The organism is uncultured Moraxella sp., assembly GCF_945873075.1.
In the GTDB taxonomy this organism is placed as follows: Bacteria; Pseudomonadota; Gammaproteobacteria; order Pseudomonadales; family Moraxellaceae; genus Moraxella.
On the sequence record NZ_CAMCBS010000020.1, the window covers coordinates 1 to 21,298 of the forward strand.

Consider the following 21,298-nt stretch of genomic DNA (forward strand, 5'->3'; position numbering starts at 1 on the left):
TGGGAATATTTATCACTGCTAGAATCATTATCATTTAGATAAAAATAAATTTATTTTTAAAAATATTTCACTTTCTTAAGGTTCGTTTAAGGTTTGGCGATTATACTGTGCACATCCACCGAGCACGGTGGGTTTTTCAAACAACTTAATATTTTTAAGGAAACTTTTTATGAAAGCTATCAAAACCATCGCCCTAGCATTGACCGCTATCGTCGCTAGCACTTCTGCCTTTGCTAGTGCAACTTGCCAAAGCTACCCAGAAAATGAGCGCATCTCACAACAAGCTTTTGAACAAGCGTTGACCAAAAAAGGCTTTATGGTCAAAAATTTCAAAGTCAGTGGCAACTGCTATGAGCTATACGGCAAAAGCCCAAAAGGCAAAAAAGTCGAAATGTACTTTGATATGAAAACCGGCAAAATCATCAAAAGCGAAATCGAATAATTAGTAAATCTAGGAGAAACATCATGAGCACCACCACCGTCAAAGTCTGGGATTTATGGGTCAGGCTGACCCACTGGACAGTCGCAATCGGCGTCTTTATCAACTTATTTGAGCTGACCGAAGAAGGTAGCACTTGGCATGAATATGTCGGCTATGCGGTGGCAGGTATCGTGGTGTCTCGTTTGATTTGGGGCTTTATTGGGACAAAATACGCGCGCTTTAGCGACTTTTTCCCAACGCCAAATCGCATCAAAAACCATCTACAATCCATCTGTGGCAACGGCGAAAAACACTTAGGGCACAATCCCTTTGGTGCATTGATGATGTTTGCACTGTGGGGCGTCATCATCGGGCTTGGCGTGACGGGCTATATGATGGGGATGGATGCGTATTGGGGCGAAGAGTGGCTACAAGAGGGTCATGAGCTACTTGCCAATAGCCTATATGTACTGATTCCATTGCACGTGCTATCTGCCATCGGCATGGGGTTTATTGAAAAACAAAACCTTGTCAAGGCAATGATTACTGGCAACAAGACAGTGCGTCGTGATTACTGATACACACGCCCATCATTGATGGGTGTTTTTTTGAATTTTCTTTGGGGAAAAATATGACCCGCACACAACATTGGCTACTTGCCATCTCACTTTTTATCAGCCTGCTACTCGTCGGTGTCGTCGTCTCACTTGGGCTAAAATCTCAAGCAGCACCGACAGTCAGCACAAGCACACCTGCCCAAACTGTCGCAAGCTTGCCAAGTAAAACCACCACTGCATCAGCATTGAGCGAGCAAGCCATCACCCAAAAAGTCGCCGAATTATTACCCACCCAAACGCCCGAGCAAGTCCAAAAGGTGAATTATCAAGGGACACTTGCCTATCAAGTCACCACAGCGAGTAATCAGCTGTATCTAGATGGCAATACCGGACAAGTCATCGCTGTTACCAATCGCACCGACATCCCAACGCTACAAACCGCCCAATACAGTTATCAAGGTGGTGAAAGTGGTGAATATGAAGAAAATGGAGAAGGTGAAGATGATGATTAAGCTACCAACACTAAAACTTGTGGCGATGGTGAACTGTCTGCTGTTATTACTGGTGGCATTTGTCAGTTATTATACGCTCAATCCGCCAACGCTTGGCACTGCCCCAATCAGCACCGCAACCACCGACAGTCCTGCGATGGCAATCTCTGCGACATCTGCGACACCAAGCACCAATCCTGACTTGGCAAATCTGCCCTATGTCAGCGCCGATGGGCTAAAACAACAAGCCCAAGCCCAAGCCCAAGCGGTGATGTATAGCACAGTCAATCAGCCACGCATTCAAGCACGCTCATCTCGCTAAGGATAATCAGTTTATGCTGTGTGCCAAATTTTTTGCGATGGGTTGTCAGATGACTGCGATTAGTGCCGTCGATGATACCGCTACTCGCCAAGCGCTTGATGATGTGATATCCCAGATAGCGACAGCAGAAGCTCGCTTTAGTCGCTTTGTGCCTAATAGTGAGCTGATGATGCTCAATCACAGTCGGCAGATGGTCGTATCAGATGCACTGTATCAGATGCTTGAGCGTGCGATGGCGATGGCAAATTTTACCCAAGACTTAATCAGTCCTGCCATCGGTGGTGCGCTACACGCAATGGGTTATCAGCACAGCTTTGATAAGCTACCCACCATCATCAGCACAGCCGATAGCCCAGCCATCAGCCATCAATCCATCACGCTTGAGCCAAGCACCAAGCAGGTGACACTCGCTGATGGCGTGATGCTTGATTTGGGTGGGTTTGCCAAGCTACTCACCGCAATACAAGTCGCTCAAGCCTTTTATCACGCCACACAGACGCCGATACTGCTCGATGCTGGCGGTGATATGGTTTGCTTGGGTGATATGACACACACGCCTTGGATGGTGCATCTACCAACCGCCCAAGACATCCGCCACTCGCTCAATCATGACAAATGGACAGCAGAACTACCGATGGCGTCCTATGATGACTTGGCACGATTATCCGCTCAAGGCTGGCGCAGATACGAGCATCTTGACAGCCCAGTCATTGATTTACTGACCACAGCGATACTCTCGACATCAGGCATTGATTATCGGCATTGGCAAGCTAATGGACAGATGCGCCACCATCTAATTCACCCAAGCCATGCACGCAGTCACAGCACTGATATCATCAATGCCAGCGTGCTTATCACGCCAACTGATGCCGATGACTTACACCACAGCACCAATCTCGCCCAAAGCCTAAGCAAACTAAGCTGTCTTTTGGGTATCTCTAGGATGCTGACATGGCTTGTACAGCACAGACTTGACCATCTAGGGCTGTCGTGGATTATCCACACACCCTCAGGTTATCAGCAGTGGCTAAACCCTGCGATGCAAACAGCACTGAGCACTACTTCCAACCACACTATGTGAACAACGACCATGACCAAGACCGCACACACCTCCACAAAACCAAGCTCAAACAGCGACATTACACCACTCAAAACCGTCATCATCGTGATGATACTTCTTGTCTCACTCATCGGCTGGCTGATGGGCTTTTGGGTATTTGGCGAGCCTATTTCTTTGACGACATTTATCAATGAATCCCTACAAAGCGACTCACAACTGGCGTGGCAATGGTCACGAGTGCTAGGCGTGGTGGCGTATTTGCTATTTTGGCTATCGGTGATGACAGGGCTGATGATTGGTAGCAAAAATGCCAATACTTGGTTCGCTCGTGGTACGGCACTGGATTGGCATCGGTTTTTTGGTAGTAGTGCCATCATCACCGCTGTTTTACACGCCATGATTTTGTATTTTGATGGTTATCTGTCGCCAAGCGTGGGCGAACTGCTTATTCCTTTTGGTATTAGCGGACTTGACACCACCAAGCGCATTTTTGCCGGTATTGGACAATTGGCACTGTATCTGAGCATCATTATCACACTTGGACATCATGCCAAGACGCTGATTCGCCCAGAACTATGGCGATACATCCATGCCACCGCACTGCTGGCTTATGCAAGCATCGTGGCGCATGGCTTGTTTGTCGGTAGTGATAGCACATCGCTGTGGCTTGGCTGGTTGTACTTTTTTAGTAATGCGATTCTTGGCACGGTGCTGTGCTATCGGGTGATTCAGCTGAACACATCATCACGCCCCACAGACGCTTGACATCAAGCCCCATCCGTCTGCTGATTATCCGCCACAAACGGCACACACGCCTGCCACGCCGTGCAGTCTTGATGTGTCTCACGGCGGATATAATACTCTTCGACCATGCGCGCCTGCTGTTCGATACCATAAGCAAAAAAGCTTTTGCCATCACGCAATGTATAGCGATATCGGCGGTTAAAGAGCGCACGCCAAAACACCGCCTTGCCCTGCTGTACCTGCCACACATGGGTCAGCTCATGGATGAACCATGCACGCTTGGTCAAGGTTTCACGTGAAACATCCACCATCCAATCATCAGGATGAAAATAAATATTGCCATCAGGCGACACCGCATAGCCTGACAGCACCCACCAAGCGGTCTTGAGCCGAACACGCTCAAGGTCGATGGCGTCGCCAAACACACTTTTGGCAAGCTGTTTTTCGCCATCACTCAAAGGACGGCTCAGCGCGCGAAAGCAGATAGGATTACTAATCATGATAATGGTTAAAGCTTGGATGCCAATTTATCAAAGCGGTCTAAATTGTGCTAAAATACCACAATCACCAGCCAAAGCCAACCATTTATGAAACCCTTAGCCGAACGTATGCGCCCCGCCACCCTTGCCGATGTCATCGGACAGACGCACCTACTTGGCGATAATGCACCCATTCGCAACATTGTCAATCAAGGTTTTTTGCCATCCATCATCTTGCATGGCTCAGCAGGCATCGGCAAAACGACGATGGCGATGCTGCTGGCAAGTGCGGTGAATCGTCCGTTTCGCCCTTTATCGGCGGTCAGTAGCGGTGTCAAAGAGTTGCGAGAAGTGCTTAGCCATGACGATGGGCTGTTTCACGAACCGCCTGTGGTATTCGTCGATGAGATTCACCGCTTTAATAAAGCCCAGCAGGATGCCCTACTACAAGCGGTAGAAACTGGCGAGATTACCTTTATTGGCGCAACCACCGAAAATCCGTCGTTCAGCGTCAATAATGCGCTACTGTCTCGCTGTCAGGTGTACAAGCTGCATCCGCTTGAACCACACGAAATCACCGCACTCATCAAGCGAGCCATCCAAAAAGATACCATACTTAAACAAAAACAGATTATTATCAATGATTTAACAGCACTCATCGACCTATCTCAAGGCGATGGACGCCGTGCGCTAAACCTACTTGAGCTCGTCGCTGCCGGCAGTGAGCCTGTGATTATCGATAACCAAAGTGTCACCGCAGTGGCAGGACAATCCCTAGTTCGCTATGACAAATCAGGGGATAATCATTATGATTTGGTGTCGGCGATGATTAAGTCCATCCGTGGTAGTGATGCTGATGCTGCCTTGTACTGGATGGCTCGGATGCTAAGCGCTGGCGAAGATGCTACCTTTGTCGCGCGCCGTCTGGTCATCGCAGCCAGCGAAGACATCGGGCTTGCCAACCCCAATGCGCTACTGATTGCTGATACTGCCCTGCGTTCGGTGCAGTCGATTGGGATGCCTGAAGCTCGGATTATTCTTGGGCAAGCGGTGGTGTATCTTGCCAATAGCCCCAAATCCAACTCCAGCTACAACGCCATCAATGCCGCCATGAAGCTTGCCGAAACTGACCAATCACCCGTACCGCTACACCTGCGAAATGGTGTCACCAAGCTTATGCAAGCGGACGGCTATGGCGCAGGCTACATCTATCCGCACGATTATCCCAATCACTATCACCCACAGCAGTATCTGCCCGATAGCCTTGTCGGTACTCGTTTTTATCAATTTGCCGATAATCAAAAAGAGCAAGCCAGCTATGCGTTTATCAATTGGCTCAAACAAGGCAGTTCATGAAAATTTCCCAAAACTTACCGACAATCCTTTATAATAACCTTTGTAATAGCCCAATCCGCCCATATATACGCACGACATACGCATGACAAACAACTAGGTAAATTATTATGACAATGAACAGCATTACCGAAATCATCGAAGACATCAAAAATGGCAAAATGGTCATTCTCATGGATGACGAAGACCGTGAAAATGAAGGCGATTTGATTATGGCGGCAAGCCACATCACGCCTGAAGCGATTAATTTTATGATTACTCATGCGCGTGGGCTTGTGTGCTTGACACTCACCGAAGAGCGCTGTCAGCAGCTGGATTTGCCATTGATGAGTGATAAAAATGGCGCGAAATTCAGCACCAATTTCACCTTATCCATCGAAGCTGCCGAAGGGGTCACCACAGGCATCTCAGCATCAGACCGTGCCACCACCGTGCGTGCGGCAGTTGCGCCCAATGCCAAGCCGAGCGACATCGTACAACCGGGACACATCTTCCCCATCATGGCACGCAAAGGCGGCGTACTGCACCGTGCTGGACACACCGAAGCAGGCTGTGATTTGGCACGCTTGGCAGGGCTTGAGCCAGCATCGGTGATTGTTGAGATTATAAAGCCAGATGGCGAGATGGCACGCCGTGATGACCTAGAAATCTTCGCCAAAGAACATGGGCTAAAAATCGGCACAATCGCCGATTTGATTCAATATCGCATGGCGACCGAGCAGACGGTGAGCGAAGTGGAACATTTCCCCATCACCACCGAACACGGCGAATTTACTGCGTATCGCTTTAGCGAGTTTGGCTCAGATGATGTGCATTTGGCATTTGTCAAAGGTGCGCCGACCGCTGATGGTGTCAGTACCGTGCGTGTGCACAGCTTTAATCCGATGAAAGATTTGTTTGGCATTCATACCGCAGGTAGCCACTGGACCATCCAAAATGCCCTTGCCGAGATTGCCGACAGCGAGCATGGTGTGCTGGTGTGGATTGGTCATGGGGATGAGATGGGTGTGGCAGATGCGTTCGATGCACTCAAAAATCCTGCCAAACCCACGAGCCAAAACCGCCGTGCGCCGTATCAGACCATCGGCGTCGGTGCGCAAATTCTCAAGCACCTAGGCGTGACCAATATGCGCCTGCTATCTAGCCCGATTAAGTTTAATGCACTGTCTGGCTTTGATTTGAACATTGTTGAGACGGTGGATAAATAAGCTAAATATCAAATTTGGCAAGCAAAATATCGACCAACAAAAAAGCTGCGCCCATTTGGATGCAGCTTTTTGGTTTTTTGGTATTTTATGCAGTTTCGTTAAACAATTCTCTACCAATCAGCATACGGCGAATCTCGCTCGTGCCTGCGCCGATTTCGTACAGCTTGGCATCACGCCATAGGCGACCGAGTGGGAACTCATTGGTAAAGCCATTACCGCCAAAGATTTGGATACCTTCGCCTGCCATCCAAGTGGCTTTTTCGGCAGTCCACAGAATCACGCTCGCACAGTCTTTACGCACTTGGCGCACATGCTCAGCACCAAGCAAATCCAAGTTTTTACCCACAGTGTATAAGAAGCTACGACCCGCTTGCAAGGTGGTGTACATATCAGCGACTTTGGCTTGGATTAGCTGAAATTCACCAATCGACTGCCCAAACTGCTTACGGTCATGGATATATGGGATGACATTATCCATCACCGCCTGCATGATGCCAATTGGACCTGCTGCCAGTACTGCACGCTCATAGTCAAGCCCGCTCATCAGTACCTTGACACCATTATTAAGACCACCTAAGATATTCTCAGCAGGGACTTCGACATTTTCAAACACCATCTCCCCTGTGTGACTGCCACGCATACCGAGCTTATCAAGTTTTTGGGCGGTATAAAAGCCTTTCATACCTTTTTCGACCAAAAACGCCGTGATGCCCTTCGCACCAAGCTCAGGATTGGTCTTGGCATAGACCACCATCACATCTGCATCAGGGCCATTGGTGATCCACATCTTGGTGCCATTGAGCACATAGACGCCGTCTTTTTCTTCAGCCTTAAGCTTCATGCTGGTCACATCAGAACCTGCCCCTGGCTCACTCATGGCAAGCGCACCGATGTACTCACCAGTGATGAGCTTGGGTAGGTATTTTTGTTTTTGGGCTTCGTTGCCGTTTCGCTTGATTTGGTTGATGCACAGGTTTGAGTGTGCACCATAGCTTAGTGCCACCGACGCAGATGCACGGCTGATTTCTTCCATTGCCACCATGTGCGCCACATAGCCCATATCGACACCGCCATAAGCTTCAGGCACGGTGATGCCATGCAGTCCAAGCTCACCCATCTTCTGCCATAGATCCATCGGAAACTGATCACTATGGTCAATCTCGGCAGCACGGGGGGCAATCTCGGCAGCGGCAAATGCCTGCACTGCTTCACGCAAGGCGTTGATGTCATCACCAAGCTGATAATCTAATCCTAAAGTCATCACAATACTCCTGTTTGTTGCGATTTATGTTGTTTTGCGTTTGTTTAAAATGGCTCTTGCGACTTTTGAGCCATTAGGGCGACCCAAAAATTCACTGATCTTTTGACCGACATCGACCAACTTATCCAGATTAATGCCTGTCTGTATCCCCATGCCGTGTAGCAGATATACCACATCTTCGGTGGCGACATTGCCTGTAGCGCCCTTGGCATATGGACAGCCACCCAGTCCTGCCACCGAAGTGTCAAACTGACGCACGCCCATTTGTAGCGCTGCTAAGGTATTGGCAACGGCTTGCCCATAGGTGTCATGAAAATGCCCAGAGATATGATCAATATCAATATAGTCAAGCGCAGCAGACAGGGCGTTTTGTACCTTAATGGGTGTGCCAACGCCGATGGTATCAGCGATGCCAATGTGCTCAGCACCGATGGCTACCATTTTTTTGGTGACGGCGGCGACTTGGCTCGGCAAGACATCACCTTCATAAGGACAGCCCACCGTACAAGAAATCACCCCACGCACACCGATGCCTTGTGCCTTGGCGGCAGTGACCACAGGGGCGAACCGCTCGATACTCTCATCGATGCTACAATTGATGTTTTTTTGGCTAAAAGCTTCACTTGCCGACCCAAAAATCACCACTTCATAAGCCTGCGATGGACGAGATGCCAAAGCTGATTCAAAGCCTTTCATATTCGGCGTCAGCACCGAATAGACGACATCATCATAGATATCGATGCCTGATAGCACCGCTTGATTATCCGCCATCTGTGGCACCCATTTGGGCGAGACAAAGCTTGTGGCTTCAAGTTTTTTGATACCAGCTTGTTGTAGCCCATTGATGAGTGCAATTTTGACATCTGTCGGGACGGTTTGTTTTTCGTTTTGTAGGCCGTCACGAGCGCCGACATCGATGAGCTGTACTGTATCAGGATAATTCATACACACTCCTATTGACTCTCAAGGCGCAATAATTCATCGCCATCAGCGACCAAATCCCCAGCGGCAAATAACAGCTCACTGACCACGCCATCGGCTGGTGCATGGATGGTATGCTCAATTTTCATCGCTTCAATCACTGCCAGCGGCTGACCTTTTTTGACTGCATCACCGACCGCCACACGGAACGCCACCACCTGCCCCGGCATTGGTGATTTTAGACTGCCACCATCTGATGATTCATCGCCGGTATGGGCAAGCTTGTCAATGACTGTGATGACATCATAGCCTGCTTGACCAAAGACATGCACCGTCTCGCCATCTTGATAGACGCTCACTGGCAGGTGATGACCATCTAGCCATAGCGAGCTGATTTGACCATCGTCATCGGTGGTGTAGCCAACTGCGACGGTGGCGATCGGTTCGCTTTGTAAGATGTTTTGGGCTTTGGCGTCTTTTTGGGTGATGGCAGACAAAGTCAGCGTGAACGCATTATCTTGCCAATCGCTCACCACCGCTTGGTAGGCACGCTCATGGTGCACAAGCTCAAAGCTTTGCTCATACTCACCAAATGCCCGAAAGCCGATTTGCGTGGCAAAAGGATCTTGGGAAGTGATGATGGACTGCTTGGCTAGTGCATTTGCCACCGCTGCCGCTGAGAGTAGTTGTAATGATAACGGTGATTGATGAAATAGCACGGCTTTTTCACGCTCAATCAGCGCGGTGTCTAGATTGGCAAATTTAAAAGACCTACTAGCGACAACATGGCGCAAAAAAGCCACATTATTTGGCAAGCCAACGATATGCATCTGTGCCAATGTCTGATCTAGCCGTGCCAAAGCTTCTTCTCGAGTACTGCCATGCACGATGAGCTTGGCAATCATCGAATCATAATAAGGGCTGATGACATCGCCTGTACGCACGCCGTCATCGATACGCACATCCGCAATACCAAAGGCAGTATGGGCTGGTTTTTGATAAGTTTTGAGCACGCCTGTAGCAGGCAAAAAGTTATTGTCAGGATTCTCTGCACAAATACGAGCTTCGATGGCATGCCCTGTGATGGTCAGCTCATCTTGGGTCTTGGGCAGTGGCTCGCCTGCAGCGACACGCAGCTGCCACTCCACCAAATCTGTGCCTGTGATGGCTTCGGTGACTGGATGCTCCACCTGTAAGCGAGTGTTCATTTCCATAAAATAAAAACTCATGCCATCATCACGCTGCTCAACGATGAACTCCACCGTGCCAGCACCGACATAGCCGACCGCACGAGCGGCATTGATGGCGGCTGCCCCCATTGCTTCACGCATGGCTTGATCGACATTTGGCGCAGGTGCTTCTTCGAGTACCTTTTGGTGGCGACGCTGTACTGAGCAATCTCGCTCAAACAGATAGACATAATTGCCATGCGCATCACCAAAGATCTGAATCTCGATATGGCGTGGCTTAAGTGCGTATTTTTCGATCAGCACCTTATCACTGCCAAAGCTTTTGATCGCTTCTCTCTGACACGATGCCAGAGCTTCTAGAAAATCTTCGGATTTTTCGACCAGTCGCATCCCTTTACCGCCACCGCCTGAGCTGGCTTTGATCAGCACAGGATAGCCGATGGCATCCGCTTGAGCGTGCAAAAAGCTTGGATCTTGATTCTCACCATGATAGCCTGGAATCAAGGGCACATTGGCAGACTCCATCAGTCGCTTGGATTCAGCTTTTAGACCCATAGCAGTGATGGCAGATGCCGGTGGGCCGATGAATACCAAGCCTGCATCTTGGCAAGCTTTGGCAAATTCATCATTCTCACTCAAAAACCCATAGCCAGGATGAATCGCCTGTGCACCCATGCGCTTGGCGACATCGATAATCACATCCCATTTTAGATAGCTGTCTTTTGGGGCAGAGCCACCGATATGCACCGCTTCATCACAGACGGCGACATGCTTGGCATCACGGTCAGCATCAGAATAGACAGCGACAGTTGCGATACCTAGGCGTCTTGCGGTGGCTGCCACACGGCAGGCGATTTCGCCACGGTTGGCGATTAAGATTTTTGAAAACATAATAATCCTTTATCGTTATTCAAGCTTATGGTCAAATGGCAATCTAGCTGGTCAATCAGGTAAACCAAGCAGGTTTGCGTTTTTGTAAAAATGACTGCACGCCTTCTACCCCTTCGGCAGATGCTCGGATATTGGCAATATCCGCCACCGTATCACGAATCAGTGCCTCATCGATATCAGCATGGGCGACTTTTTGTACCAGTGCTTTACACGATTTGACGGCATTTGGGCTGGCATTGATGAGATGCTTGATAAGCGTGTCCGTAGTTTCGGTCAAAGTCGCTTCATCAGACAGCATATGCACAAAGCCGATACGATATGCTTCTGCCGCATCAAACACTTCAGCAGTCAAAAAATACCGATGCGCCGCTCGTGCACCCATCGCTCGGATCACATACGGGCTGATGGTCGCAGGAATCAAGCCAAGCTTAACTTCACTTAGACAAAACTTCGCACCATCGACCGCCACCGCCATATCACACGCCGCCACCAGCCCCATGCCACCTGCATAGACATCGCCTTGGATTTTGGCGATGGTGGGCTTTGGGCAGTGATAGATGGCAGACAGCATATCGGCAAGCTTGGCAGCATCGGCCAGATTTTCATCATAAGTATAATCCGCCATCGCACACATCCAGTTCAGATCTGCACCTGCACAAAATGCCTTGCCGTTAGCCGCCAAAACAATCACTCGCACATCATCACGCTGACCAAGGCAGTCAAAAGCTTGGGTCAGCTCGCTGATGACTTCGTCATTAAAGGCGTTGCGCTTATCTGGGCGATTTAGGGTGACGGTCGCTACATGATGATCGATACTGCACAACAAACTGCCAAAAGTTGCTAAATTTTCCATACTCTTAAAATCCATTTTACATTCTAAACACACCAAAATTCGTCTCTTCAATCGGTGCGTTATAAGCAGCACTCAAGGCAAGGGCAAGCACCCTGCGTGTATCAGCAGGATCAATCACGCCATCATCCCACAGTCTTGCAGATGCATAATACGGATGACCTTGCTCATCGTATTGCTTGCGAATTGGGTCTTTGAAGGCTTCTTCATCGTCTTTTGACCAAGTCTCGCCACTACGCTCGATATTGTCTCGCTTGACGGTGGCAAGTACCGATGCCGCCTGCTCGCCGCCCATCACTGAGATACGAGCATTTGGCCACATCCACAAGAATCTTGGGCTGTACGCACGGCCGCACATACCGTAGTTGCCTGCGCCAAATGAACCACCGACGATGACGGTGAATTTTGGCACTTTGGCATTGGCAACTGCCATCACCATCTTGGCACCATGTCGTGCAATGCCTTCGTTTTCGTATTTACGACCAACCATAAAGCCTGTGATATTTTGCAAAAATACCAATGGAATCTTACGCTTACAGCACAGCTCAATAAAGTGAGTACCTTTTTGGGCAGATTCGCTAAACAAAATACCGTTATTGGCGATGACACCCACCTGCATCCCTTCGATACGAGCAAAACCGCACACCAGCGTATTGCCAAAGCGTGCCTTAAATTCATCAAACTCACTACCATCGACGATGCGTGCGATGATTTCACGGATGTCAAAGGGCTTGCGTGTATCGGTAGGAATGATACCGTAGAGTTCTTTGGCGTCGTACTTTGGCGGCTTTGGTGCTACTTGGTTGGGAATAGCGTTTTTTTGTCGATTCAGATTGCCGACCACTTGGCGAGCCAATGACAGAGCGTGCAGATCATTTTGGGCAAGATAATCAGCTACGCCCGACAGCCGTGTATGTACATCACCACCGCCCAAATCTTCACTGCTGACTTCTTCGCCTGTGGCGGCCTTGACCAGTGGTGGCCCGCCCAAAAAGATCGTGCCTTGCTCTTTGACGATGATGGACTCATCACTCATCGCAGGGACATAAGCGCCGCCTGCAGTACAGCTACCCATCACCACAGCGATCTGTGGAATGTCATCAGCGCTCATATTGGCTTGGTTAAAAAAGATGCGACCAAAATGCTCTTTATCAGGAAATACTTCATCTTGATTGGGCAGGTTTGCCCCACCAGAATCCACCAGATACACGCAAGGCAAGCGGTTTTCTTTGGCGATTTCTTGGGCTCTGAGATGCTTTTTGACCGTCATTGGATAATAAGTACCACCCTTGACCGTCGCATCATTACACACAATCATACACTCAATACCGCTGATACGCCCAATGCCTGCGATGACACCAGCGGCAGGAATATCGGCATCGTACATGCCGTATGCCGCCATCGGTGAGATCTCCAAAAATGGTGAGCCTGCATCCAGTAACTGTTCGACTCGCTGACGGGGTAGTAGCTTGCCACGAGCCAAATGCTTGGCACGGGCAGACTCCGAGCCACCTTGGGCGATGATGGCAAGCTTGGACTTTAGATCATCGACCAATCTTTGCATGGCGGCGGCATTTTGTCCAAAATCTGCCGAATTTGGTGACAGTTTACTCTCAAGAATTGTGCTCATAATTGTCCTTATCCATAATCCTTATCTTGTTTAGCATACTGCTTATCGTCTCAAGTTATAGCCCCAATTCTTCTTTCATCGCTTCGACGATTTTGAATTTTTGAATCTTACCTGTAACCGTCATCGGAAACTCATCGACAAAGCGGATGTAGGTTGGGATCTTATAATGGGCGATGTGATCACGACAAAAATCTCGTACTTCATCTTCGCTAAGCTTGCGACCTTTTTTCGGAATAATCCACGCCGCCAGCACTTCACCGTATTTCTTGTCAGGAACGCCGACGATTTGTACATCACGGATTTTTGGATGGCGATATAGATAATTTTCGATTTCAACTGGATAAATATTCTCACCGCCACGAATGACCATATCTTTACTACGGCCGACGATTTTGACATAGCCATCTTCATCCATCGTCGCCAGATCCCCTGTATGCATCCAGCCATCGACGATGGCTTCGGCGGTCTTACTGGTGTCGTTCCAGTAGCCAAGCATCACCGAATAGCCACGGGTCAAAAGCTCACCTGTCTCGCCAATGGGTAGAGTTTCGCCTGTTTCAGGATCGACGATTTTGACTTCTAGATTTGGCTGCACCAGACCGACGGTTGAGACTTGTTTTTCAAGTGGTGAGAATTTATTGGTCTGACAAGACACAGGCGATGTCTCAGTCATGCCATAAGCAATGGTGACTTCTTTCATGTGCATCTTATCAATCACACGGCGCATCACTTCGATCGGGCAGCTTGAGCCTGCCATGATGCCTGTGCGTAGGCTTGATAGATCATAGTTATCAAAATCGGGATGGTCAAGCTCAGCAATAAACATCGTCGGCACACCATGCAGACCCGTACATTTTTCTTTTTCGACAGTTTCAAGCACACTCTTTGGATCAAAGCCATCATTTGGATAGACGATGGTACCACCATGCGTCATAATGGCAAGCACACCCAGCACCATCCCAAAGCAGTGATACATCGGCACAGGGATGCATAGGCGATCTTCATCCGTCAGATTCATCATCTCACCGATGAAATAGCCGTTATTCAGGATATTGCGATGAGTGAGCGTCGCCCCTTTTGGTGTACCTGTAGTACCACTGGTGAACTGGATATTGACAGGGTTGTCAGCCTTAAGTTTCTTAGTACGCTCTTGGATGCGTGGATCATGCTCATCACCTTCGGCAAGCCAATCAGAGAATTTTTGCATAAAGCTAAAATTCTCTGTAGAGTCTGGACTGTCAATCCACACCACCCGTTTTAGGTTGGGTAGGCGTACCAGCTCAAGATTTTTGTAATTTTGGTGCAAAGATTCGGGCGCCATCTCTTGGATCATGCGAGCATAGTCACTGGTCTTAAAGTGGCGCATCAGCACAAGCACTTGGCAGTCCACTTTATTCAAAGCATACTCAAGCTCAAAGATGCGATAGGCAGGATTGATATTGACAAGCACAAGCCCTGCCTTGGCGGTAGCAAGTAGCATGATGACCCACTCGACATTATTGTGCGACCAGATGCCGACACGATCGCCTTTTTGCAGTCCCATGTTAATCATTGAGCTAGCAAGCTGATTGGCTTTGGACTGTAGCTCTTTAAAGCTCATGCGGATGTTTTGATGTGCTGAGATGATGGCGATTTTGTCTGGATTTTTTGCCACCATCGCATCAAAGAATGCGCCAATGGTAGATTCAATCAAGGGCGCAGTTGGGCCCTTATCATGGCTTAAGCGGAGTGGGGCGTTAGCGGACTTGGCACCCATTTGGATGCGGGGTAATTCAAGGATATTGCTCATAAAATTCCCTTTTTTGTTGGCAATGTATCAAGATAACCGACGCAGATGTCGCTCGGATAAAAACCACTTTCCTTGTATTTTCATCCACATCAGTATACATCAGTATAGATGTTATACTGTATTAAAACAGCCCAAGATAGGTTTGTCAATAACAATTTTTTGGCTGATTACAAATTATTTGTTATATGCATACTCTATCGATTCGAGCTGTATCAATCATGAAACGCTAGAGATCAAGGCAAAATCACAGTGATTCTGCCTTGATCATCACCATTGGTCAGTCTTCACCCAAAAACCCGCCACTTTGGCGTGCCCATAAGGATGCATAGACGCCACCTTTGGCGATCAGCTCATCATGGCTGCCCATCTCGACGATGCGCCCACCATCCATCACCACAAGCTTATCCATCGATGCGATGGTCGAAAGCCTATGCGCGATGGCGATCACTGTTTTGCCTGCCATCATCTCATCAAGACTTTGGGTGATGGCGTGCTCCACTTCGCTATCAAGCGCACTGGTCGCTTCATCCAGTAGCAGAATCGGTGCATTTTTTAGCATCACACGGGCGATGGCGATGCGCTGACGCTGACCACCGGATAGCTTGACGCCCCGTTCACCGACTTGGGTGTCAAGCCCTGTGTTGCCGTGCTTGTCTTGTAGATTTTGGATAAATTCCCACGCATGTGCTGCCTTGGCCGCTTCGATGATCTCATCATCAGTGGCATCTGGTCTGCCATAGGCGATGTTCTCTCGCACGGTGCGATGCAGTAGGCTGGTGTCTTGGGTGACCATACCGATGTGTTGGCGCAGGGATTCTTGGGTCATCTGACTGATGTCTTGGCCATCGATGGTGATACGGCCGCCACTGACATCATAAAATCTAAGCAGCAGATTCACCAAGGTTGATTTGCCAGCGCCTGAGCGGCCGACCAAGCCCACTTTCTCGCCTGCTTGGATGCTTAGATTAAAATCCTTGAGCAGCTCGGCATTTGCCTTACCATAATCAAAGGACACGGCATCAAAGTGAATATCACCCTGTTTCACATGAAACACTTTAGCATCTGCTTGATCCACGACCGCATGTGGCGTGGTCAAGGTTTTCATACCGTCTTGGACAGTACCAAGATTTTCAAACAACGACGCCGTCTCCCACAGCAGCCAATGCGTCAAGCCCTGCAAGCGAATCGCAAGCGCCCCTGCGACCGCTACCGCCCCTGCGCCGACCAAGCCCTGCATCCACAGATACACACCCATCGCCACCGAGCCTGTCACCGTCACCAAAGCAATGCTCGACACTAAGATCTCAAGCACGCTCACCAATCGCATCTGCTGATGTACGGTACCTAAAAAATGCGTCATCGCTTCTTTGGCATAAGCCGACTCACGGCGTGCATGGCTAAATAGCTTGACCGTGCTGATATTGGCATAAGCATCGGTGATGCGCCCTGTCATCAAGGCACGAGCATCTGCCTGCGCTCGGGCGGTGCGCTGTAGCCTTGGCAATAAAAACACCAGTAGCGCCATCACCATCAGCACCCACAGCACAAACGGAATCGCCAATAACGGATGCAAGCTCACAAGCACCGCCCCCGACCCCACCAAGAATGTGATGATAAAGACAAACACACCAATCAGCGTCATCACCACATCACGCACCGCCAGCGCCGTCTGCATCACCTTGGCAGAGACCCTACCCGAAAACTCTTCTTGATAAAACTGCATCGACTGCCCAAGCATGTGCTGATGAAATATCCACCGCAGTCGCATCGGCGCCACGCCCTGTAGCACCTGATGATGCACAGTGGTCTCAAACAGCATCACCACAGGCACACAGACACTGATGGCAAGCATGGTGATGAGCGCCGTTTTTTTGTTCGCCCACAGCTCACCTGCACCATAGATACTCATCCAATCGACAATCTGCCCCACCCACGCATAGATCATCGCCCAGTACAGCCCAGAGATGGCGGTCAATATCGTAAATAGCAAAAGCCAGCCACGAAAGCCTGTCGTACACGCATAGATAAATGATGCCAATGAGCCTGTGGTCTTGGGCAATGTAATGTCTGGAAATGAGTCTAAACGCTTTTCAAAATAAGAAAAAAATGACATGGATGTTCAACAAAGTTTTATAAACTCATTATTATAACAAAAACCACCCAGAGATGATGTTATAATTGGTGTATTCTTCTCACAGAACGCGCCGATGCCCTATCTCAATCTCTTCCTATCCGCATTTTTGGCGGCCACCCTGTTGCCTGCACAGTCTGAAGCCATACTTTTGTATTTGCTTGGCGACTATCCTGCGTGGGCGTTGATTGGCGTGGCAAGTGTGGGTAATGTCTTGGGTTCTTGTGTGAATTTTTGGCTGGGGCGTAATGTCCATCGCTTTGCCCATCATCGATTTTTCCCGTTTAAACCCGAACAAATCACCAAAGCCCAAGCACGCTATCATCGCTATGGCGTGTATTCCTTATTGCTTAGCTGGCTACCCATCATCGGTGACCCATTGACCTTGATTGCAGGGGTGATGCGTGAGCGGTTTTGGCGATTTTTACTGCTCGTCAGTATTGCCAAAACCACTCGTTATATCGCACTGTATCTGATTTGGCTTGGTGTCATCTAGCCTTAGATTTCATGATACAGCTTACTGCCTTCATTGTGGTATTTTTCTTTCATCTCATTCATGCCCTTTTCAATGTCTAAGCCCTTCGCAGAGCCTTCAGCGCTTTTAGCATAATCACGGACATTTTGCGTAATTTTCATCGAACAGAATTTAGGGCCACACATTGAGCAAAAATGAGCAGATTTATGGGCTTCTTTTGGCATGGTTTCATCATGCATGGCACGCGCCGTATCAGGGTCAAGGCTTAAATTAAATTGGTCTTCCCAACGGAACTCAAAACGAGCCTTAGATAAGGCATTATCACGCACTGCCGCACCAGGGTGTCCTTTGGCAAGGTCAGCCGCATGAGCCGCAATTTTATAGGTAATAATGCCATCTTTCACATCTTTTTTATTTGGCAAACCTAAATGCTCTTTTGGTGTTACATAACACAGCATCGCCGTGCCATACCAACCAATCATTGCCGCCCCAATCGCTGATGTGATGTGGTCATAACCGGGGGCAATATCTGTGGTTAATGGCCCAAGCGTGTAGAATGGCGCTTCGCTACACACTTCAAGCTGTAAGTCCATATTTTCTTTAATCATGTGCATTGGCACGTGTCCCGGGCCTTCAATCATTACTTGTACATCATGTTGCCATGCACGGTGAGTGAGTTCGCCTAAGGTTTTTAATTCGCTAAATTGGGCTTCATCATTGGCGTCGGTGATACAACCGGGGCGTAAGCCATCGCCTAAACTAAATGAAACATCATAGGCTTTCATAATTTCGCAAATTTCATCAAAATGAGTATAAAGGAAATTTTCCTTGTGATGCGCTAGACACCACCCCGCCATAATGGAGCCGCCACGGCTGACAATACCTGTTAAACGATTTGCCGTCATCGGTACATAACGCAGTAATACGCCTGCATGAATGGTAAAATAATCAACACCTTGCTCGGCTTGCTCAATCAAGGTATCTTTAAAAATTTCCCATGTTAAATCCTCGCTAATTCCGCTTACCTTTTCAAGGGCTTGATAAATCGGTACTGTGCCAATCGGTACAGGAGAGTTACGAATAATCCATTCACGAGTTTCATGAATATTTTTCCCTGTTGATAAATCCATAATGGTATCGGCTCCCCAACGGGTTGCCCACGTCATTTTGGCGACTTCTTCGTCAATGCTTGAGCCAAGGGCAGAGTTGCCAATATTGGCATTAATTTTGACCAAGAAATTGCGTCCAATAATCATCGGTTCACATTCTGGGTGATTGATATTGGCAGGAATAATGGCTCGTCCCGCAGCCACTTCTTGACGGACAAATTCAGGGGTAATTTCAGTTAAATTTTTTGCACCAAAATTTTGCCCTGCGTGTTGTCGCATATCCACGCCCGCGCGTTGGCGCCCGTTTTCACGAATGGCGATATATTCCATTTCAGGGGTGATAATGCCTTGGCGAGCATAGTGCATTTGCGTAACATTACGACCTGCTTTGGCTCGTCTGGGCTTTATGATGTGGGCAAAACGGATATTTTCGGTGCGAATATCTTTTAAGCGTTCACGTCCAAATTGAGAGCTTAATCCGCTTAATTGTTCGGTGTCATTTCGTTCAGCAATCCATGCACCACGCACACTTGGTAAGCCTTTGTTTAGGTCAATGCTTACCTTAGGGTCAGTATAAACGCCTGACGTATCATACACTAAAATTGATGGATTCGGCTGCCCGCCCAGACTCGTTGGCGTATCGGTTAGGCTGATTTCACGAAATGGGACTTGGATATCGATGCGAGAGCCTTGGACATAGACTTTTTTCGATGCAGGCAAAATGCGAGTTAAATCTTTGGCATCTTGTTCACAGTCTGCGAACTTGGCTTGCTCAATGGCATCAAGGGCATCTTGAGTGGTTGGGTTGGTCAGTGATTGGGATAGATTTGTTTGGCTCATCATAATATCCTTAAAAATGGCAAAAAACAAATCAAGCCATCAAAAATCTTATGATGAATAAAGACAACCATCGGCAGATGATTAAGATTTTGAAAACTTGATTCCTACGACAGTACGAACTGTATCAGGTTCAACGGATTGCTTGCGCTCTCAGCCATATCGATGGCACTCCGTCAAGTTGGATTTAGTATAACATAAAATGGCGATGCAAACAGGGCTTTGGATAAATTTTCATCACTGCGGTTTTTTGCTTGTTGTTGTCATTTTTCCTTGTTATCATATCAATGTTTTTGTGGTTCATCAGGACGATTTTATGAAAGTTTTCGTGCTTGGCGGTGGCGTCATTGGCGTCACTTCTGCCTATTATCTTGCCAAACAGGGCGTGGATGTCACCGTCATCGAACGCCAAAGCGATGTCGCCGAAGAAACCAGCTTTGGCAATGCAGGTCAAATCTCCCCTGGCTACTCCACCCCTTGGGCTGCCCCTGGCATTCCGACCAAAGCCATCAAATGGCTATTCCAAAAGCATGCACCCTTTGCCATTCGTCCTGATGGCTCGTCGTTTCAAGCGCAGTGGATGTGCCAAATGCTCGCCAACTGCAATGACAAATCCTACGCCACCAACAAAGCACGCATGGTGCGAGTCGCCGAATACAGCCGAGACTGCCTACAGCAGCTGCGAGCCGACACAGGCATCAGCTATGAGCATCGCACCGGTGGCACGCTACAGCTATTTCGCAAGCAAGCACAGCTAGACGCTGTCGGCAATGACATCGAGGTGCTCAAGGACTATGGCGTGGCGTACGAGCTACTCGACAAAGACGGCTTGGCAAAAGTCGAACCCGCTCTAGCTCGTGCCAAATCCGAACTCTTAGGCGGTCTGCGTCTGCCCAATGACGAAACAGGCGACTGCAATCTATTCACCAAAAACCTTGCCAAACTCACCGAAAACTTAGGCGTCAAATACCTATTTAACGCCACCATCGATAGCATCAGCACCGATGGCAGCCGCATCACAGGTGTCGTGGTCAATGGCGAGCCAATGATGGCAGATGCTTATGTGCTAGCGCTTGGTAGCTATTCTCGTGCGATGGCAAAGACACTCGGGCTATCCTTACCTGTCTATCCTGTCAAAGGCTATTCGCTCACCGTGCCGATCATCGATGCCGATCGTGCACCTGTCTCAACCGTACTGGATGAGACTTATAAAATCGCCATCACCCGCTTTGATAATCGCATCCGTGTCGGCGGTATGGCTGAGCTGTCAGGCTTTAACTTGGGGCTAAACCAATCACGCCGTGAGACACTTGAGATGGTCTGCGATGATTTGTTTGGCGGTGGTGATTTGCCCAATGCCACATTCTGGACGGGGCTTCGCCCAATGACCCCCGATGGCACGCCAATCATCGGCAAAACCACGCTCAATAACCTGTATCTGAACACTGGTCATGGCACACTTGGCTGGACGATGTCATGTGGCTCAGGTAAGCTGATTAGCGACATCATCACCGAGCAGACGCCCGAGATTAGCCTAGAAGGGCTATCATTGGCACGCTATCAATGATTGCTTAATTTA

At 48.7% G+C, this 21,298-nt stretch carries 19 protein-coding genes and 1 riboswitch; of the genes, 10 read left to right on the forward strand and 9 right to left on the reverse strand.

The genetic code is table 11. The features are described 5' to 3' along the window. The first annotated feature begins 169 nt into the window (after positions 1-169). The 6 genes from Q0N89_RS07440 to Q0N89_RS07465 are packed head-to-tail and all read left to right on the forward strand — an operon-like array spanning position 170 to position 3,616. Positions 170-442 carry a PepSY domain-containing protein gene (locus Q0N89_RS07440; RefSeq protein WP_294034984.1) on the forward strand — a complete coding sequence of 91 codons (273 nt, stop codon included), beginning with the start codon at positions 170-172 and terminating at the stop codon, positions 440-442. A gap of 23 nt (positions 443-465) precedes the next feature. Then, entirely contained in the window at positions 466-999 is a 534-nt protein-coding gene (locus Q0N89_RS07445) for a cytochrome b/b6 domain-containing protein (protein ID WP_294034986.1), read from the forward strand. Between the two features lie 53 nt (positions 1,000-1,052). Then, on the forward strand, positions 1,053-1,490 hold the full coding sequence (locus Q0N89_RS07450) for a hypothetical protein (RefSeq protein ID WP_294034988.1): 438 nt from the start codon (positions 1,053-1,055) through the stop codon (positions 1,488-1,490). Beyond that, positions 1,483-1,791 carry a hypothetical protein gene (locus Q0N89_RS07455; protein ID WP_294034990.1) on the forward strand — a complete coding sequence of 103 codons (309 nt, stop codon included), beginning with the start codon at positions 1,483-1,485 and terminating at the stop codon, positions 1,789-1,791. The genes Q0N89_RS07450 and Q0N89_RS07455 overlap by 8 nt, the downstream gene beginning before the upstream one ends. Before the next feature lie 49 nt (positions 1,792-1,840). Then, positions 1,841-2,872, forward strand: a complete 1,032-nt coding sequence (locus Q0N89_RS07460; RefSeq protein ID WP_294034992.1) for an FAD:protein FMN transferase — start codon at positions 1,841-1,843, stop codon at positions 2,870-2,872. Between the two features lie 9 nt (positions 2,873-2,881). Further along, positions 2,882-3,616, forward strand: a complete 735-nt coding sequence (locus tag Q0N89_RS07465) for a hypothetical protein (RefSeq protein WP_294034994.1) — start codon at positions 2,882-2,884, stop codon at positions 3,614-3,616. A gap of 2 nt (positions 3,617-3,618) precedes the next feature. On the opposite strand, the gene Q0N89_RS07470 is transcribed toward Q0N89_RS07465, so the two are convergent. After that, positions 3,619-4,095: a type IV secretion protein Rhs gene (locus Q0N89_RS07470; RefSeq protein ID WP_294034996.1), complete on the reverse strand. Its 477-nt coding sequence runs from the start codon at positions 4,093-4,095 to the stop codon at positions 3,619-3,621. An 87-nt stretch (positions 4,096-4,182) separates the two neighbouring features. On the opposite strand from Q0N89_RS07470, the gene Q0N89_RS07475 reads away from it, so the two are divergent. Beyond that, a complete protein-coding gene (locus tag Q0N89_RS07475) occupies positions 4,183-5,430 on the forward strand; it encodes a replication-associated recombination protein A (RefSeq protein WP_294034998.1) in 1,248 nt (415 codons plus the stop codon). Positions 5,431-5,537: 107 nt separating this feature from the next. Then, positions 5,538-6,635 carry a bifunctional 3,4-dihydroxy-2-butanone-4-phosphate synthase/GTP cyclohydrolase II gene (ribBA, locus tag Q0N89_RS07480; RefSeq protein WP_294035000.1) on the forward strand — a complete coding sequence of 366 codons (1,098 nt, stop codon included), beginning with the start codon at positions 5,538-5,540 and terminating at the stop codon, positions 6,633-6,635. A gap of 85 nt (positions 6,636-6,720) precedes the next feature. On the opposite strand, the gene Q0N89_RS07485 is transcribed toward ribBA, so the two are convergent. The 7 genes from Q0N89_RS07485 to Q0N89_RS07515 all read right to left on the reverse strand — a co-directional run bounded on the left by Q0N89_RS07485 (position 6,721) and on the right by Q0N89_RS07515 (position 17,280). Further along, on the reverse strand, positions 6,721-7,896 hold the full coding sequence (locus tag Q0N89_RS07485) for an isovaleryl-CoA dehydrogenase (protein ID WP_294035002.1): 1,176 nt from the start codon (positions 7,894-7,896) through the stop codon (positions 6,721-6,723). Positions 7,897-7,920: 24 nt separating this feature from the next. Then, positions 7,921-8,841: a hydroxymethylglutaryl-CoA lyase gene (locus Q0N89_RS07490; protein WP_294035004.1), complete on the reverse strand. Its 921-nt coding sequence runs from the start codon at positions 8,839-8,841 to the stop codon at positions 7,921-7,923. Between the two features lie 8 nt (positions 8,842-8,849). Beyond that, the gene (locus tag Q0N89_RS07495; RefSeq protein ID WP_294035006.1) at positions 8,850-10,898 is read right to left on the reverse strand and encodes an acetyl/propionyl/methylcrotonyl-CoA carboxylase subunit alpha; all 2,049 of its coding nucleotides are present in this window, start codon (positions 10,896-10,898) and stop codon (positions 8,850-8,852) included. Positions 10,899-10,953: 55 nt separating this feature from the next. After that, positions 10,954-11,751 carry an enoyl-CoA hydratase/isomerase family protein gene (locus Q0N89_RS07500; RefSeq protein WP_294035008.1) on the reverse strand — a complete coding sequence of 266 codons (798 nt, stop codon included), beginning with the start codon at positions 11,749-11,751 and terminating at the stop codon, positions 10,954-10,956. 16 nt (positions 11,752-11,767) lie between these two features. Beyond that, positions 11,768-13,378, reverse strand: coding sequence for a carboxyl transferase domain-containing protein (locus Q0N89_RS07505; RefSeq protein ID WP_294035010.1), 1,611 nt, complete (start codon positions 13,376-13,378; stop codon positions 11,768-11,770). 55 nt (positions 13,379-13,433) lie between these two features. Next, complete coding sequence (locus Q0N89_RS07510) at positions 13,434-15,167, reverse strand: AMP-binding protein (RefSeq protein ID WP_294035012.1); 1,734 nt, start codon at positions 15,165-15,167, stop codon at positions 13,434-13,436. Positions 15,168-15,444: 277 nt separating this feature from the next. Further along, on the reverse strand, positions 15,445-17,280 hold the full coding sequence (locus tag Q0N89_RS07515) for an ABC transporter ATP-binding protein (RefSeq protein WP_294035014.1): 1,836 nt from the start codon (positions 17,278-17,280) through the stop codon (positions 15,445-15,447). A 94-nt stretch (positions 17,281-17,374) separates the two neighbouring features. On the opposite strand from Q0N89_RS07515, the gene Q0N89_RS07520 reads away from it, so the two are divergent. Beyond that, complete coding sequence (locus tag Q0N89_RS07520; RefSeq protein ID WP_294035016.1) at positions 17,375-17,794, forward strand: YqaA family protein; 420 nt, start codon at positions 17,375-17,377, stop codon at positions 17,792-17,794. 2 nt (positions 17,795-17,796) lie between these two features. Here the strand turns inward: Q0N89_RS07520 and thiC are convergent, their stop codons facing one another. After that, positions 17,797-19,722 (reverse strand): phosphomethylpyrimidine synthase ThiC, encoded by a 1,926-nt coding sequence (thiC, locus tag Q0N89_RS07525; protein WP_294035018.1) that lies wholly within the window; start codon positions 19,720-19,722, stop codon positions 17,797-17,799. Positions 19,723-19,806: 84 nt separating this feature from the next. Beyond that, a riboswitch (TPP riboswitch) is annotated at positions 19,807-19,905 on the reverse strand. A 130-nt stretch (positions 19,906-20,035) separates the two neighbouring features. On the opposite strand from thiC, the gene Q0N89_RS07530 reads away from it, so the two are divergent. Further along, positions 20,036-21,286 (forward strand): D-amino acid dehydrogenase, encoded by a 1,251-nt coding sequence (locus tag Q0N89_RS07530; protein WP_294035020.1) that lies wholly within the window; start codon positions 20,036-20,038, stop codon positions 21,284-21,286. The last annotated feature ends 12 nt before the right edge of the window (positions 21,287-21,298 follow it).

What these genes read in the sequence shown, in the direction of transcription:
- Q0N89_RS07440 (WP_294034984.1), top strand. Translation starts at nt 170, where the DNA reads ATGAAAGCTATCAAAACCATCGCCCTAGCATTGACCGCTATCGTCGCT.
- Q0N89_RS07445 (WP_294034986.1), top strand. Translation starts at nt 466, where the DNA reads ATGAGCACCACCACCGTCAAAGTCTGGGATTTATGGGTCAGGCTGACC.
- Q0N89_RS07450 (WP_294034988.1), top strand. Translation starts at nt 1,053, where the DNA reads ATGACCCGCACACAACATTGGCTACTTGCCATCTCACTTTTTATCAGC.
- Q0N89_RS07455 (WP_294034990.1), top strand. Translation starts at nt 1,483, where the DNA reads ATGATTAAGCTACCAACACTAAAACTTGTGGCGATGGTGAACTGTCTG.
- Q0N89_RS07460 (WP_294034992.1), top strand. Translation starts at nt 1,841, where the DNA reads ATGACTGCGATTAGTGCCGTCGATGATACCGCTACTCGCCAAGCGCTT.
- Q0N89_RS07465 (WP_294034994.1), top strand. Translation starts at nt 2,882, where the DNA reads ATGACCAAGACCGCACACACCTCCACAAAACCAAGCTCAAACAGCGAC.
- Q0N89_RS07470 (WP_294034996.1), bottom strand. Translation starts at nt 4,095, where the DNA reads ATGATTAGTAATCCTATCTGCTTTCGCGCGCTGAGCCGTCCTTTGAGT.
- Q0N89_RS07475 (WP_294034998.1), top strand. Translation starts at nt 4,183, where the DNA reads ATGAAACCCTTAGCCGAACGTATGCGCCCCGCCACCCTTGCCGATGTC.
- ribBA (WP_294035000.1), top strand. Translation starts at nt 5,538, where the DNA reads ATGACAATGAACAGCATTACCGAAATCATCGAAGACATCAAAAATGGC.
- Q0N89_RS07485 (WP_294035002.1), bottom strand. Translation starts at nt 7,896, where the DNA reads ATGACTTTAGGATTAGATTATCAGCTTGGTGATGACATCAACGCCTTG.
- Q0N89_RS07490 (WP_294035004.1), bottom strand. Translation starts at nt 8,841, where the DNA reads ATGAATTATCCTGATACAGTACAGCTCATCGATGTCGGCGCTCGTGAC.
- Q0N89_RS07495 (WP_294035006.1), bottom strand. Translation starts at nt 10,898, where the DNA reads ATGTTTTCAAAAATCTTAATCGCCAACCGTGGCGAAATCGCCTGCCGT.
- Q0N89_RS07500 (WP_294035008.1), bottom strand. Translation starts at nt 11,751, where the DNA reads ATGGAAAATTTAGCAACTTTTGGCAGTTTGTTGTGCAGTATCGATCAT.
- Q0N89_RS07505 (WP_294035010.1), bottom strand. Translation starts at nt 13,378, where the DNA reads ATGAGCACAATTCTTGAGAGTAAACTGTCACCAAATTCGGCAGATTTT.
- Q0N89_RS07510 (WP_294035012.1), bottom strand. Translation starts at nt 15,167, where the DNA reads ATGAGCAATATCCTTGAATTACCCCGCATCCAAATGGGTGCCAAGTCC.
- Q0N89_RS07515 (WP_294035014.1), bottom strand. Translation starts at nt 17,280, where the DNA reads ATGTCATTTTTTTCTTATTTTGAAAAGCGTTTAGACTCATTTCCAGAC.
- Q0N89_RS07520 (WP_294035016.1), top strand. Translation starts at nt 17,375, where the DNA reads ATGCCCTATCTCAATCTCTTCCTATCCGCATTTTTGGCGGCCACCCTG.
- thiC (WP_294035018.1), bottom strand. Translation starts at nt 19,722, where the DNA reads ATGAGCCAAACAAATCTATCCCAATCACTGACCAACCCAACCACTCAA.
- Q0N89_RS07530 (WP_294035020.1), top strand. Translation starts at nt 20,036, where the DNA reads ATGAAAGTTTTCGTGCTTGGCGGTGGCGTCATTGGCGTCACTTCTGCC.